Source organism: Salmonella sp. 32120201201600049SM, assembly GCF_017572835.1.
GTDB classification, from domain to species: domain Bacteria; phylum Pseudomonadota; class Gammaproteobacteria; order Enterobacterales; family Enterobacteriaceae; genus Salmonella; species Salmonella enterica.
Genome location: NZ_JAGESA010000007.1, coordinates 99,984 through 114,826, shown reverse-complemented (window position 1 = coordinate 114,826; position 14,843 = coordinate 99,984). Strand labels below are relative to the sequence as shown.

Here is a 14,843-nt window from a genome sequence, read left to right as displayed (position 1 = left end):
CACAATGACCAGGTGAGAGCATAATCTTATCCTGTGAGGCAGTGCACAATTTTGGCTATGTATTAGACCGATGAGCAGTTTCCATTGGGTTACCCGCTCTTTCTCACCTTATCTCCGTTCATTTTTGAAGCAAATCACAAAATATAACCTTCCTTAGAGTATGGAATTGACGCTGTATGAATACGTCGGCATAGTGTCAATATACAGAACAGTAGTTCCATATACAGAACAAATTTTTGATACTAAAGGGATGCAATGATGAGCATTGAAATAGAGAAACCGACCACACGAGGGCGCTGGCTGCATATTATTCCAGCCACGATCCTCGTTTATATCGTGGCCTATATGGACAGGACCAATATCGCCATTGGGATCGCAGGCGGCATGGATGAAGATTTAGGCATGACGGCTTCTTTTGCCGGTCTGGTCGCCGGGATCTTCTTTATTGGTTATATCTTCCTGCAAATTCCCGGCGGTCAGATAGCCGAGCGGCTAAGCGCCAAAAAGTTAATTGCCTGGACAATCGTCGCCTGGGGTGGCTTTGCCCTGCTGACCGGTTTTGTTCAGACACCGACGCAGTTGTTGATTATTCGCTTTGTGCTCGGCGTGGCAGAAGGTGCTGTGTATCCCGCCATTCTGGCGCTGATTGGCCACTGGTTCCCAAATGAGGAGCGCGCCAGGGCTATCGCCTATTTCCAGATGAACCTGGCCGTCGCTTCTATTATTACCGGGCCGCTTTCCGGCTGGCTTATTGAAACCTACGGCTGGCGGGAGATGTTTATCATCGAAGGCTTGCTCTCTCTGGGACTGCTCTTTGTCTGGCTACCTTTGGTTTCCGATCACCCGCATCAGGCAAAGTGGCTGGATCCGAAAGAGCGCGCCTGGATCGAACAAAAATTGCTGGCCGATCGCGCGTTGAGTATTGGCGGAGAACAAAGCAGCATTCGCGGCGTATTAAAAAGCATCAACCTGTGGAAGCTTGTCGGTATCTATTTCTTCGTACAGGTCGGCTTCTATGGCTTCGCGCTATGGATGCCAAATCTGATTAAACACCTGACCGGCAGCGGCATGACCATCGTTGGGGTACTCACTGCGGCGCCTTACGTTCTGTGCATCATCGGTCAGTATTACATCGCCAAATGGTGTGATAAAACGATGAATCGCCGCCTTTACACGGCTATTCCTCTGCTGGGTTTCGCGGTCTGCCTCGCCCTCTCCTTATTACTGAAAGATAACGTCTGGCTCGCCTACGGCATGATGGTTATTTGCGGGTTCTTCCTGCAAGCCTATGCCGGTCCATTCTGGACGCTGCCGCCATTACTCTTCGCCCCCAACGTTCTGGGCGGCGTGCGCGGCACGATCAACGCCCTGGGCAACATTGGCGGCTTTATCGGTCCGTACCTCGTCGGGCTGTTAACGGTGACGTTCTCGCAAACAGCAGGAATGACCGTACTGGTTGCCGCCCTGCTTATCGCCGTTGGACTGCTTTTCAGCTTACCTTCTGTTACCGCTCGTCCTGCAGGTAGCAGTAACACACCTAACACCTCGACGCCGGGTGCGTCACTTAAACAGGAAGGAATCGCCAAATGAGCCAAAAATGTCAACATGCTCGCGACCTGTGGTCGCAGCTCGACGCCCTGCGTCTTGGAATGAATTACAGCAAAGAAGATGTCAATAAACTGCAGGTCCTGGTGGATGATTGCTATGGCGAAAGTCATCCGGGCAGTTTCCATCTTAACCAACTGGGCGATGAAGCCGTGCTGGGTGTTCATGAAAGCGGCGGGCGCGCGGTCCGTCACCATGTGACGGATATCTGCGACGGCTGGGGTCAGGGCCACGATGGGATGAACTACATCCTGGCATCTCGCGAAGCCATTGCCAACATGGTCGAAATTCATGCCTCAGTGGTGCCTTATGATGCCGGTATTCTGATCTCAAGCTGCGATAAATCTATCCCGGCGCATCTGATTGCCGCCGCACGCCTGAACCTGCCGCTGCTGCATATTCCCGGCGGTTCTATGCGTCCGGCACCGAATATGAGTACTTCTGACCTCGGCGGGATCACTGCTAAGTTGAAGAAAGGCGAAATCGGCATTCAGCAAGTGGAAGCCATGCAGCAATGCGGTTGCCCCACCGCCGGAGCCTGCCAGTTTATGGGAACGGCCAGTACCATGCAGTGCATGTCGGAGGCATTGGGGCTGGCCCTGCCAGGCAGCGCTTTGCTGCCATCGACCCTGGCGGAAATTCGCCGCGTTGCCAGAACCGCAGGCCACCAGGCGCTGTATCTGGCGGAGAAAAATATCACCACCCATAAGATCCTGACTCCTGCGGCGTTTGAAAATGCTATCAAAGTCCATGCCGCTATTGGTGGCAGCACCAATGCGATGATCCACCTTCCGGCCATCGCTCATGAACTCGGATGGGAGCTGAAGCCCGAACTGTTTGATCGGATCAATAACGAAATCCCTTATCTGACCAATATTCAGCCCAGCGGTGAATACGTTACCGAAATGATGTGGTTCGCAGGCGGCGTGCCAATGGTGCAATGGTATCTGCGCGATTATCTGGATCTTGATGTTCTTACCGTGACTGGCCGTACGCTCGGCGACAACCTGGAAATGCTCCATCAATCCGGCTTCTTTACCCGCAACCACGGTTACCTCAACAATTACAAAGTCAGTCCGGAGGCGGTAATCCGTAAACCAGAAAATGCCACCAAAAAAGGGTCGATTGCGGTACTGAAAGGCAACATCGCGCCTGAAGGAGCGGTCATTAAATACGCGGCCTGTGCGCCGGATATGCACCACCATACCGGTCCGGCTCGGGTCTTTAACTCCGAAGAAGACGCTCAGCAGGCCATCATCCATAACCATATCGAACCCGGCGACGTCATTTTCATTCGCTACGAAGGCGCAAAAGGCTCTGGCGCACCGGAAATGCTGATGACCACCGATGCCATCGTGTATGACAAACGCCTCGACGGAAAAGTCGCATTGATTACCGACGGTCGTTTCTCTGGAGCGACCAGCGGGCCATGTGTCGGACACGTCTCGCCAGAAGCCGCTGATGGCGGGCCGATTGCCCTGGTGGAAGATGGTGATTTAATCGAAATGGATGTGAAAGGCCGCAAGCTCAATATTGTAGGGATCGACGGGATGCCTAAAACAGAAGAGGAAATACGCCGCTGTCTTGAAGAGCGTCGAGCAAGCTGGAAGAAACCTGATTATTCAAACCGTCGCGGCGTCTTTAAACAGTTCACCGCTAATGCAACATCATTAATGGCCGGAGCCTGGCTTAAATAATATCCCTGGCGGGCTACGGCTCGCCTGTTTTAAGGATCAATACATGACTCAGATTACGAAATTTCACGGCGTATTTCCGCCAGTTCCGACCATTGTTAATGCGCAGGGAGAGTTAGATAAAGTCGGCATGGCAACCTTGCTGGATCATCTTATTGCAAGCAAGGTCAATGGCGTATTACTGCTGGGCAGTGGAGGGGAATTTTGCCATATGACCAATGCGCTGCGTCTGGAAACCGCAGAGTTTTGCGTCCGTCATATTAACCGCCGTATTCCAGTACTATTAGGTATTAGCAGCACCAGCACGCAGGAAGTGATTGAGTATGGTCAACATGCCGACCGACTCGAAGTCGATGCCGTGCTGGTACTCAATCCCTACTATGCCAGATTGACCGATGAGTATATTTATCATCATTTCAAAACCGTGGCTAATAACATAAAAAGCCCGGTCATTCTCTACAACTTTCCAGCATTGACGGGACAGGACCTTAGCGTTGATTTAATTACCCGGCTGGCGCAAGATCACCCCAATATTATCGGCATTAAGGATACCGTTGATAATATCAGCCATATTCGTGAAATCATCAATAATGTCAGGCCAGTGCGTCCGGACTTCGTTATTTTCTCCGGCTATGATGAATATATGATGGATACGCTTATCTTAGGCGGCAACGGCGGGATCCCAGCGACAGCGAACTTTGCGCCGCAGCTAACCTGCGGGATCTACCGCGCGTGGTGTGAAAAAGAGTATGAGACAATGTTCGGATTACAGCGCAGGCTGTCCGCGCTTTCCACTATTTACAGCCTGGATTCACCTTTCTTCGGGATAATCAAAAAGGCAATTCAGCTTAGCGGAGTCGATATTTCAACTCATGTAATGCCCCCCGTTTTGCCGGCAAATGAAGAACATATTTCGAATTTGAAGCAGATCTTACAGCGTGCGGGACTTTAAGCGATGACGAAAGCGGGCTTCTTGCCCGCTGTGTCTTTTTATTTCAGCACATCAGACGCGTCAGGCTACGGCTGGCATCCATCATCAGCGTAGCAAGCGACTCGCGTTTATCATCGGGGATCTGGAACGTAACGCCGGATACGCTCAGGGCGGCGATCACTTTCCCCTGCGTATTGAATACCGGCACCGCAATGCAGCGCACGCCAAGGGAGTCTTCTTCGTTATCATAACCCCAGCCGCGACGGCGAATTCCTGCTAACTCCTGCTTAAGGATATTCACATCCGTGATCGTCGTATCCGTAAAACGCGTTAATATCTGATCTGGAGGCAGCAACTCCTCCAGCTCTTCCCCGCTAAGCCATGCAATCAGCACCTTTCCCAGCCCTGAGCTATGTAATGAGAGGCGCTTGCCCTCCCAGCTTCGAATCACAATAGCCTGTGGGCTTTCGACTTTCAGAAGGTAAATAGGGGCATCGCCCTCCAGAACGCCAAGATGGCAGGTCAGGCCGGTGTTATCGCGAATCTCTTCAAGAATCGGTAACGCGATTTTTTTAATGTCATACTGTTCTGCCGCTTTATTACCTAATTCATACAGGCGTAGCCCCAGATAATACTTGTCTTTTTCCTGGCGTAATAACCCATGCTCCACCATGCCGTTGAGCAAAGATGAGGTACTGCTTTTCGCAATCCCTGAATTTTGATGGATCTGGGTAAACGTTGCGCCATCGCACTCCAGAAGGTAAGCAAATACGCGCATAATTTTATCGAGAGCCGGAATAGATGTCGTAATCTTTTTCATATTATTATCAATTAATTATGGATTTTTCTGCTAATACTATACACCAGTACTCAACCCTTTTTCCATGACAGAGACCAAGTGCCGCTAACAGATTCAGCAGACGAATATCGGCATACCCCCCGAATATACCACGATAAAAAACGGGGCCGTTTGGCCCCGTTCTCAAGCGTTAAACCGCTACAACCGCACCGGATCAATATGCCAGATATTTTCGGCATACTCTTTGATGGTTCTGTCCGATGAGAAGTAGCCCATATTGGCAATGTTGAGCATCGCTTTCGTCGTCCATTCTTCCGGGCGACGATACAACTCATCCACCTTATCCTGGCAGTCCACGTAGCTGCGGTAGTCCGCCAGCACCTGATAGTGATCGCCAAAGTTAATCAGCGAATCTACCAGATCGCGGTAACGGCCTGGCTCTTCCGGATTAAAGACGCCGCTACCAATCTGCGTCAGTACCTGATGTAGCTCTTCATCTTTTTCATAATAGTCGCGAGGCTTATAACCCTGCCTGCGCAACGCTTCCACCTCTTCGGCAGTATTACCGAAGATAAAGATATTCTCCTCGCCGACATGCTCCCGCATCTCTACGTTCGCACCATCCAGCGTACCAATGGTGAGCGCGCCGTTCAGGGCAAATTTCATATTACTGGTGCCGGAAGCTTCTGTCCCTGCCAGCGAAATCTGCTCAGACAGGTCAGCAGCGGGAATGATCACCTGCGCCAGGCTGACGCTGTAGTTCGGGATAAACACTACTTTCAGCTTGTCGCCAATCTGCGGATCGTTGTTAATCACTTTCGCCACGTCGTTGATCAGATGAATAATGTGTTTTGCCATGTAATAGGCGGAAGCCGCCTTACCGGCAAAAATATTCACCCGCGGCACCCAGTCGGCCTCCGGATTTTCTTTAATGCGGTTATAGCGGGTAATGACATGCAGCACGTTCATCAGCTGACGTTTGTACTCGTGAATACGCTTAATCTGCACGTCGAATAACGCTTTAGGGTTCACCACCACATTCAGTTGTTGCGCTATCACTACCGCCAGCCGTTTTTTATTTTCCAGCTTCGCCTGACGCACCGCATGATTGACCAGCGGATAATCACAATGCTGCTTCAGCTCGCTGAGCTGACTAAGATCGGTACGCCAGGTACGGCCAATATTCTCATCCAGCACGTCAGACAGCGGCGGGTTTGCCAGCGCCAGCCAGCGGCGCGGCGTAACGCCGTTAGTGACGTTACAAAAACGGGTCGGAAAAATCTTCGCAAAATCCGCGAACAGCGACTGCACCATCAGGTTGGAATGGAGTTCAGAAACGCCGTTGACTTTATGGCTGACCACCACCGCCAGCCAGGCCATCCGTACCCGGCGGCCGTTCGACTCATCAATAATCGACGCGCGTCCAAGCAGGCTGGTATCGTTGGGATATTGCTCCTGCAACGTTTTCAGGAAATAGTCGTTAATCTCGAAGATAATCTGCAGGTGACGGGGCAGAATTTTCCCCAGCATATCGACAGGCCAGGTCTCCAGCGCCTCGCTCATCAGCGTATGGTTGGTATAAGAGAAGACCTGACAGCACACCTCAAACGCGTCGTCCCAGCTAAATTTATGTTCATCAATCAGCAGGCGCATCAGCTCAGGAATTGACAGCACCGGATGCGTATCATTGAGGTGAATGGCGATTTTATCCGCCAGATTCTCATAGGTTTTATGCAGTTGATAATGACGGTGCAGGATATCCTGCACCGTCGCCGAGACCAGAAAATACTCCTGGCGCAGGCGTAGCTCTCGTCCGGAATAGGTGGAATCGTCCGGGTAGAGCACCCGTGAAACGTTCTCAGAGTGGTTTTTATCTTCCACCGCCGCAAAGTAGTCGCCCTGGTTGAATTTACCGAGGTTGATTTCACTACTGGCCTGCGCATTCCACAGCCGCAGTGTGTTAGTGGCGTCGGTGTCGTAACCGGGGATGATCTGATCATACGCGACGGCCAGAATCTCTTCCGTCTCAATCCAGCGCGCTTTTTTACCTTCCTGCTGAATGCGCCCGCCAAAAAGCACTTTATAGCGTGTATTGTGGCGCTTGAACTCCCACGGGTTGCCATATTCCAGCCAGTAATCCGGAGATTCTTTTTGCCGCCCGTCGACAATATTCTGCTTAAACATGCCGTAATCGTAGCGAATGCCATACCCGCGACCCGGTAATCCTAGCGTCGCCAGCGAGTCCAGGAAGCAAGCCGCCAGCCGTCCTAAGCCGCCGTTGCCAAGCCCTGGGTCATTCTCTTCATCGATCAGCTCTTCGAGATCTAAGCCCATGGCCTCCAGCGCGCCTTTAACGTCATCATAAATGCCCAGCGAGAGCAGCGCGTTAGAGAGGGTACGACCAATCAAAAACTCCATCGACAGGTAATAAACCTGCCGGGTTTCCTGCGATAATTGGGCTCGATTAGAACGCAGCCAGCGCTCCACCAGACGATCGCGCACCGCGAACAACGTGGCGTTCAGCCATTCATGTTTATTGGCAATGACCGGGTCTTTACCAATCGTAAACATCAGCTTATAGGCAATAGAATGCTTAAGCGCCTCAACGCTGAGTGTGGGCGATGCATAAGTAAACGGAGCATTCATATAAATGATTCCTGGATGACTATTTCAAGCGATAGTACAGCTCGCGGTATGATTTCGCGGCAACTTGCCAGCTAAAATCCATCGCCATCGCCTGCCGTTGTACAAACCGCCAAAGCGAAGGCCGTGACCACAACACAAAAGCACGCCGAATCGCGCGTAGCAACGACCAGGCGTTACTGTCTTCGAAGACAAAACCGCTGGCGATACCGTCCGCCAGATTTTCCAGCGAACTGTCGGAGACCGTATCGGCCAACCCCCCGGTACGCCGCACCAGAGGCAGCGTGCCATACTTTAAGCCATATAACTGCGTTAAGCCGCACGGTTCGAAACGACTGGGCACCAGAATAACGTCCGCGCCGCCCATAATGCGATGCGAGAAAGCTTCGTGATAGCCGATCTGTACGCCAACCTGCCCTGGGTGTTCCGCCGCCGCCGCGAGGAACCCTTCCTGAAGCACCGGATCGCCCGCGCCGAGTAGCGCCAACTGCCCGCCCTGCTCCAGCAGCCCCGGTAACGCCTCCAGCACCAGATCCAGACCTTTCTGGTTGGTCAGACGGCTTACCACGGCGAACAGCGGCACTTTGTCGTTAACCTTCAACCCCATCGCAATTTGTAGCTGACGTTTGTTTTCCGCCTTCTCTTCCAGGGTATCGCGCGTGTAGCGCGACGCCAGCAGCAGATCGGATTCCGGGTTCCAGATCTTCTCATCCACGCCGTTCAGTATGCCGGACAAGCGCCCTTCCAGATGCCGCTGGCGCAGCAGGCCTTCCATACCATAAGCAAACTGCGGTTCAGTAATTTCACGCGCATAGGTCGGGCTCACCGCCGTAATATGGTCGGCATAGTACAAACCGGCCTTCAAAAAGGAGAGTTGTCCGTTGAACTCCAGCCCATGCATATTAAAGAATGACCACGGCAGTTCGATGTCATCCATATGCTTTGCATAAAACATGCCTTGATAGGCCAGGTTGTGTACGGTAAAGACCGATTTCGCCGGCCGCCCGCGCGCCGCCAGATAGGCGGGCGCCAGCCCGGCGTGCCAGTCATGGGCGTGCACCACGTCGGGGCGCCAGAATGGATCAAGTCCGCAGGCCATTTCACAGCCGACCCACCCTAACAGGGCAAAGCGCAGCACGTTATCGGTATAGGCATATAAATTCGTATCGTGATAGGGACTGCCTGGACGCTCGTACAGATGCGGCGCGTCGATCAGATAAATGCCCACGCCGTTATAATGCCCGAACAGCAGCGATATCTTACCTGCGAACGTATCGCGGCGGCTCACCACATGCGCATCGGGTATCCCCCGACGGATATCGGGAAACCCTGGAAGCAGAACGCGAACATCAACACCATCCGCAATTTGTGCCGCAGGCAACGCGCCTATCACATCCGCCAGCCCCCCAGTCTTCAGCAGGGGGAACATCTCTGAACATACATGTAAAACCTGCATTATCGCTCCTGTTTGACCTGCAGTTTGCGCAGCATTTCACGCGTGACCAGTACAATACCTTCTTCTGAACGGTAGAAACGACGAGCGTCCTCTTCCGCATTTTCACCAATCACCATGCCTTCCGGGATAATACAGGCACGGTCAATAACACAGCGACGTAAACGGCAGGAGCGCCCTACCCAAACCTCAGGTAACAACACTGCCGAATCAATATTACAAAAAGAATTTATTCTCACCCGTGGGAAGAGCACAGATTGCACCACCACCGAACCGGAGATAATGCAGCCGCCGGAGACCAGCGAGTTCAGCGTCATACCGTGGCTACCGGAGCGGTCCTGCACGAATTTCGCAGGCGGTAGCGATTCCATATGCGTACGGATAGGCCAGTTCTGGTCATACATATCCAGCTCCGGCGTCACCGAGGCTAAATCCAGGTTCGCCTTCCAGTAAGCTTCCAGCGTACCTACATCGCGCCAGTACGGTTCGGCTTGTGGATCGGACTGCACGCAGGAGAGCGGGAAAGGATGCGCGTAAGCCATACCTTCGCGGGTGATTTTGGGGATAATGTCTTTACCGAAATCGTGGCTGGATGCGTCATCTTTATCGTCTGCCGCCAGCAATTCATACAGGTAATCGGCGTCAAAAACGTAAATGCCCATACTGGCCAGCGCTTTGCTGGCGTCACCAGGCATTGCGGGGGGATTCGCCGGTTTTTCGACAAAATCAATAATCTTGTCGCTTTCATCGACCGCCATCACGCCGAACGCCGTCGCTTCTTTGATCGGCACCGGCATACAGGCCACCGTGCAACGCGCGCCCTTTTCAACGTGATCGATCAACATACGCGAGTAGTCCTGCTTGTAGATATGATCGCCTGCCAGGATGACGACATATTCCGCTTTATAGCGACGAATAATATCCAGGTTCTGGGTCACCGCGTCTGCCGTGCCGCGATACCAGTTTTCGCCCTTCATACGCTGTTGGGCTGGCAGCAGATCGACAAATTCGTTCATCTCTTCGCTAAACAGTGACCAGCCGCGCTGAATATGCTGCACCAGCGTATGGGACTGATACTGAGTGATCACGCCGATACGGCGAATCCCGGAGTTCAGACAATTAGATAAGGCGAAATCGATGATGCGGAACTTCCCACCAAAGTGGACGGCTGGTTTGGCGCGTTTGTTCGTTAAATCTTTTAGACGCGTGCCGCGGCCGCCGGCCAGGATTAGGGCAACAGATTTCAATGGCAGCTGGCGCGCCAACATTACACGATCGTTCTTCTCTAAACTCACCATGATTAACTCCTTTTTTATCCTCTCTGGAACACACACAGTCCATGCGCAGGTCCCTGCCAGACCGCCGTTATCACCGGATTATCCTCTCCAGCGAATGGGGGAACGGCGCGCCATTCCCCTTCGGGTAAAACTATATCTGTCACCTCAAGCGTGGCATTTATCGCAATCAGAAAACGGTCCGACAACAGAATTTGCATCAGCTTAGGCCCGTTTTGCCACTCATCCGCACTCAAGGGTTGCGCGTTTTTATTTAGCCAACGCACGTTGCCATCGCCTTCTTCCCACCAGCTATTGCCGGTTAAAGCCGGTATCTGCTGACGCAAACGAATCAGCGCGGCGGTAAACGTGGTTAACCCACGATTTGCCTGCTGCCAGTCCAGCCAGGTTAAGGCATTATCCTGACAGTAGGCGTTATTGTTGCCGTGCTGGCTATGGCCGTGTTCATCGCCTGCCAGCAGCATCGGCGTTCCCTGAGAGAGCAGTAGCGTCGCCAGCAGGGCATGAATGCTGTCGCGCCGCCGCTCCATTAAATCAAGCGGACCGCCTAATCCTTCTTTACCATGATTGTCGCTGTAATTGCTGTTGGTGCCGTCGCGATTTTCCTCACCGTTCGCCTCATTGTGTTTCTGATTGAAACAGACGCAGTCCCGGAGCGTAAAACCGTCATGCGCCGTGAGCAGATTGACAGAGGCGCCGGGCGCGCGGCCATTGCGTTTAAACACATCGCTGGAAGCGGCGAAACGACAGGCAAACTCCCCGGTCGTCAGGTTACGCGGCAACCAGAATCGGCGGGCCGCATCGCGAAAATGGTCGTTCCACTCGGCAAACGGTGGCGGAAAATTCCCGACCTGATAGCCGCCCTCGCCAATGTCCCACGGTTCAGCAATCAGCTTGACCGTTGATAACACAGGACACGCTTTAATCGCGGCGAACAGCGGCGCATCCTGGCGAAACGTCGGCGTGCGCCCCATGACGGACGCCAAATCAAAACGAAAACCATCGACATGACAGGTTTCCACCCAATAGCGCAAACACTCGCACGCGTATTCCACCACGCCGGGATGGCTTAAATTGAGCGTGTTGCCGCACCCCGTCCAGTTGTGATAATCGCCATCGTCCCTTATCCAATAATAGCTACGGTTATCAATTCCGCGCAGGGAGAAGGTTGGACCGTCCAGATCCAGCTCGGCGCTATGGTTTAATACGATGTCCAGAATGACCTCAATCCCCGCGCGATGCAGCGCTTTCACCGCATCGCGAAACTCGTCCAGCGCCGTCTCGGGCGAACTGGCCCAGGCGGGATGCAGCGCGAACATCGCCATCGGGTTGTAACCCCAATAATTGGTCAGCCCCATACGTTGCAGGCGCGGCTCGCTGGCAAACTGCGCCACCGGCAACAGTTCCAGCGCCGTAATGCCAAGCTGCTTGAAGTACGCCACCATGACCGGATGACCGAGCGCTTTATAGGTGCCGCGTATCTCCTGGGGGAGTTCCGGATGCAGGTAGGTAAGCCCTTTGACATGCGCTTCATAGATGACCGTTTTTCCCCACGGCGTGCGCGGCGCGGCGTCATCTTCCCAGTCATAATGGTCGCTGATTACCACGCTTTTCGGCGCCACCGCCGCGTTATCGCGGTAGTCCGGTTCATCGTGTCCGCCGTGCAACAGCGGATGATCTTTTAGTTCGCCCTCGACCCGGCGCGCATAAGGATCAAGCAGTAACTTCGCCGGATTAAACCGATGCCCCTGCGCTGGCTGCCACGGGCCATGTACGCGATAGCCATAGCGCAAACCTGGCCTGGCGCCTGCCAGATAACCATGCCAGACATCGCCGCGACGTCCTGGCAGGTCATAGCGACGCTCATTCCCTCGGGAATCAAAAACGCACAGCTCTACGCGCTCCGCATGGGCGGAAAAGAGCGTGAAATTCACGCCATGACCGTCATACGTTGCGCCATGCGGCGTTGCTTCGCCGATCGCAAGCTGCGTCATTCCCCCTCCCGCATCAGCCAGATCGTCGCCAACGGCGGTAACGTCAGGCTAAGAGAGTGCTGACGGCCATGGCTTTCGATCTCATCGCTGTGCACCACGCCGCCATTGCCGGTGTTGCTACCGTGATAATGCATCGAATCAGTATTGAGAATTTCACGCCAGCGTCCCGGCTGGTTGATGCCAAAGCGGTAGTCGTGGCGAGGCACGGGCGTAAAGTTGCTGGCGACGATGATCTCGTTACCGGCTTTATCACGGCGTACAAAAATCAGTACCGAGCGTTCATTGTCATCGACCACCAGCCACTCAAAGCCGTAAGCATCAAAATCCAGCTCATGCAACGCTTTATGGTGGCGATAGGTGTGGTTGAGATCGCGCACCAGACGCTGAACCCCGTGGTGCCAGTTATCGCCCCCCTCCAGCAGGTGCCAGTCGAGGCTGGCGTCATGGTTCCACTCGCGTCCCTGGGCAAACTCATTCCCCATAAACAGCAGTTTCTTGCCGGGGAAGGCCCACATCCAGCCATAATAGGCGCGCAGGTTGGCGAATTTTTGCCACGCATCGCCCGGCATACGATCGAGAATGGATTTCTTGCCGTGAACCACCTCATCGTGCGACAGCGGCAGAACAAAGTTTTCGGTATGGTTGTACAACATACCAAAGGTCAGCTTGTCGTGATGATACTGGCGGTACACCGGGTCCAGCTTCATGTAGTCCAGCGTGTCGTGCATCCAGCCCAGATTCCACTTGTACCAGAACCCCAGGCCGCCCGTTTCCGGTGGACGCGTCACGCCAGAGAAGTCTGTCGATTCTTCCGCCATGCTGACCGCGCCGGGCACCTGCTCGCCAATAATGCGGTTGGTATTACGCAGAAACTCAATGGCTTCCAGGTTTTCACGACCGCCGAACTCGTTCGGTATCCACTCGCCCTCTTTGCGGCTGTAGTCACGGTAGATCATAGAGGCCACCGCATCGACACGCAGCGCATCAATCCCAAAACGCTCCATCCAGTACAGGGCGTTACCCACCAGATAATTACTGACTTCACGACGACCATAGTTGTAGATCAGCGTATTCCAGTCCTGGTGATAGCCCTCGCGCGGGTCGCTGTGCTCATAGAGGTGGGTGCCGTCAAACTCCGCTAGGCTAAATTCATCGGACGGGAAATGGCCCGGCACCCAGTCGAGAATGACGTTAAGGCCCGCCGCATGGGCCGCATTGATGAAATAGCGGAAGTCGTCCCGCGTACCAAAGCGGCGGGTCGGCGCGTAGAGGCCGGTCGGCTGGTAGCCCCAACTGCCGTCAAACGGATGTTCGTTGACCGGCAAGAGTTCAAGGTGCGTAAAGCCCATCCATTTGGCGTAAGGCACAAGCTGATCCGCCAGCTCACGATAGCTCAGCCAGAAATTGTTATCCGTATGGCGGCGCCATGAACCTAAATGCACCTCATAAATCGAGATCGGCGCATCAAACTGATTGGCTTTTTGTCGTTCTTCGCTTGGCGTCACTTTCTCCGGCAGTCCGCAAATCATCGACGCCGTTTCCGGACGCATCTGCGCCTCAAAAGCATAGGGATCGGCTTTAATGCGCAGATTACCGTTCGCATCAAGCAGCTCGAATTTATACAGTTGTCCATTATGCGCGCCGGGGATAAACAGCTCCCAAATACCGCTCTCTTTGCGCAGACGCATCGGGTGGCGACGCCCATCCCAATAGTTGAATTGCCCGACAACCGAAACGCGACGAGCATTAGGCGCCCAGACGGAAAAACGGGTGCCGGTGACGCCATCCATCGTATCGGCGTGCGCGCCCAGCGTTTCATAAGGACGCAGGTGGGTGCCTTCCGACAATAGCCAGGCATCCATTTCCTGTATTAATGGACCAAAACGGTAAGGATCGTCGATGAGGTTCTGCTGTCCGTGCCAGGTCACGGCGAGCTGATAGCGAAAGAAATTTTTACGTCGGGGTAAAACGCCGCAGAAAAAACCGCGAGCGTCGAGACATTCCAGTTTGCCGACTTTACGTCCGGTTTTGGGTTCAATCACCCATACGTCGGTGGCGTCAGGTAATAGGGCGCGGACTTCTAGTCCGGCTTGGGTCTGGTGCATTCCGAGTACGGAAAAAGGGTCCGCAAAATGTCCTGCAATTAGCGCATTAATCACGTCTCTATCGATACGACTGGACATGGTTTGTCATCCTGTTTTGTGGCGTCACTCCATCTCACTGAATTCAACATCAGGTAGTGACACTTCTTTGACCTGAACGGCGCAGCACACTGTGCATCCTATCTGCGTCGTCCTACCTTCAGGTTAGGCTTAATACCCGCGGGATTAAGCTACCCTTAAAGAATAGCCAATGCTCTGCTTAACTCCTGATAAAAATGAAACATCTGCGTTTACTCCTGTATTACGCAAAAAAAGGGTGACGATGCA

The 14,843-nt window shown here is 53.5% G+C and carries 9 protein-coding genes; 3 read left to right on the top strand and 6 right to left on the bottom strand.

The window, feature by feature from the left end:
• Positions 1–255: 255 nt before the first annotated feature.
• The 3 genes from J4650_RS15375 to J4650_RS15365 are packed head-to-tail and all read left to right on the top strand — an operon-like array spanning position 256 to position 4,251.
• Positions 256–1,590 (top strand): MFS transporter, encoded by a 1,335-nt coding sequence (locus J4650_RS15375; RefSeq protein WP_001518078.1) that lies wholly within the window; start codon positions 256–258, stop codon positions 1,588–1,590.
• A complete protein-coding gene (locus tag J4650_RS15370; RefSeq protein ID WP_000078493.1) occupies positions 1,587–3,302 on the top strand; it encodes a dihydroxy-acid dehydratase in 1,716 nt (571 codons plus the stop codon). Before J4650_RS15375 ends, J4650_RS15370 begins: the two co-directional genes overlap by 4 nt.
• A gap of 43 nt (positions 3,303–3,345) precedes the next feature.
• Complete coding sequence (locus J4650_RS15365) at positions 3,346–4,251, top strand: dihydrodipicolinate synthase family protein (RefSeq protein ID WP_000192193.1); 906 nt, start codon at positions 3,346–3,348, stop codon at positions 4,249–4,251.
• Positions 4,252–4,294: 43 nt separating this feature from the next.
• On the opposite strand, the gene J4650_RS15360 is transcribed toward J4650_RS15365, so the two are convergent.
• The 6 genes from J4650_RS15360 to glgB all read right to left on the bottom strand — a co-directional run bounded on the left by J4650_RS15360 (position 4,295) and on the right by glgB (position 14,597).
• Positions 4,295–5,050 carry an IclR family transcriptional regulator gene (locus J4650_RS15360; protein ID WP_000724553.1) on the bottom strand — a complete coding sequence of 252 codons (756 nt, stop codon included), beginning with the start codon at positions 5,048–5,050 and terminating at the stop codon, positions 4,295–4,297.
• 177 nt (positions 5,051–5,227) lie between these two features.
• The gene (gene glgP, locus J4650_RS15355) at positions 5,228–7,675 is read right to left on the bottom strand and encodes a glycogen phosphorylase (protein WP_023993863.1); all 2,448 of its coding nucleotides are present in this window, start codon (positions 7,673–7,675) and stop codon (positions 5,228–5,230) included.
• A gap of 19 nt (positions 7,676–7,694) precedes the next feature.
• Complete coding sequence (gene glgA, locus J4650_RS15350; protein ID WP_001197669.1) at positions 7,695–9,128, bottom strand: glycogen synthase GlgA; 1,434 nt, start codon at positions 9,126–9,128, stop codon at positions 7,695–7,697.
• Complete coding sequence (gene glgC, locus J4650_RS15345; protein WP_000253994.1) at positions 9,128–10,423, bottom strand: glucose-1-phosphate adenylyltransferase; 1,296 nt, start codon at positions 10,421–10,423, stop codon at positions 9,128–9,130. Before glgC ends, glgA begins: the two co-directional genes overlap by 1 nt.
• Before the next feature lie 14 nt (positions 10,424–10,437).
• Positions 10,438–12,414 carry a glycogen debranching protein GlgX gene (gene glgX, locus J4650_RS15340; protein WP_000192491.1) on the bottom strand — a complete coding sequence of 659 codons (1,977 nt, stop codon included), beginning with the start codon at positions 12,412–12,414 and terminating at the stop codon, positions 10,438–10,440.
• On the bottom strand, positions 12,411–14,597 hold the full coding sequence (gene glgB, locus J4650_RS15335) for a 1,4-alpha-glucan branching enzyme (protein ID WP_000098553.1): 2,187 nt from the start codon (positions 14,595–14,597) through the stop codon (positions 12,411–12,413). Before glgB ends, glgX begins: the two co-directional genes overlap by 4 nt.
• Positions 14,598–14,843 lie beyond the last annotated feature (246 nt).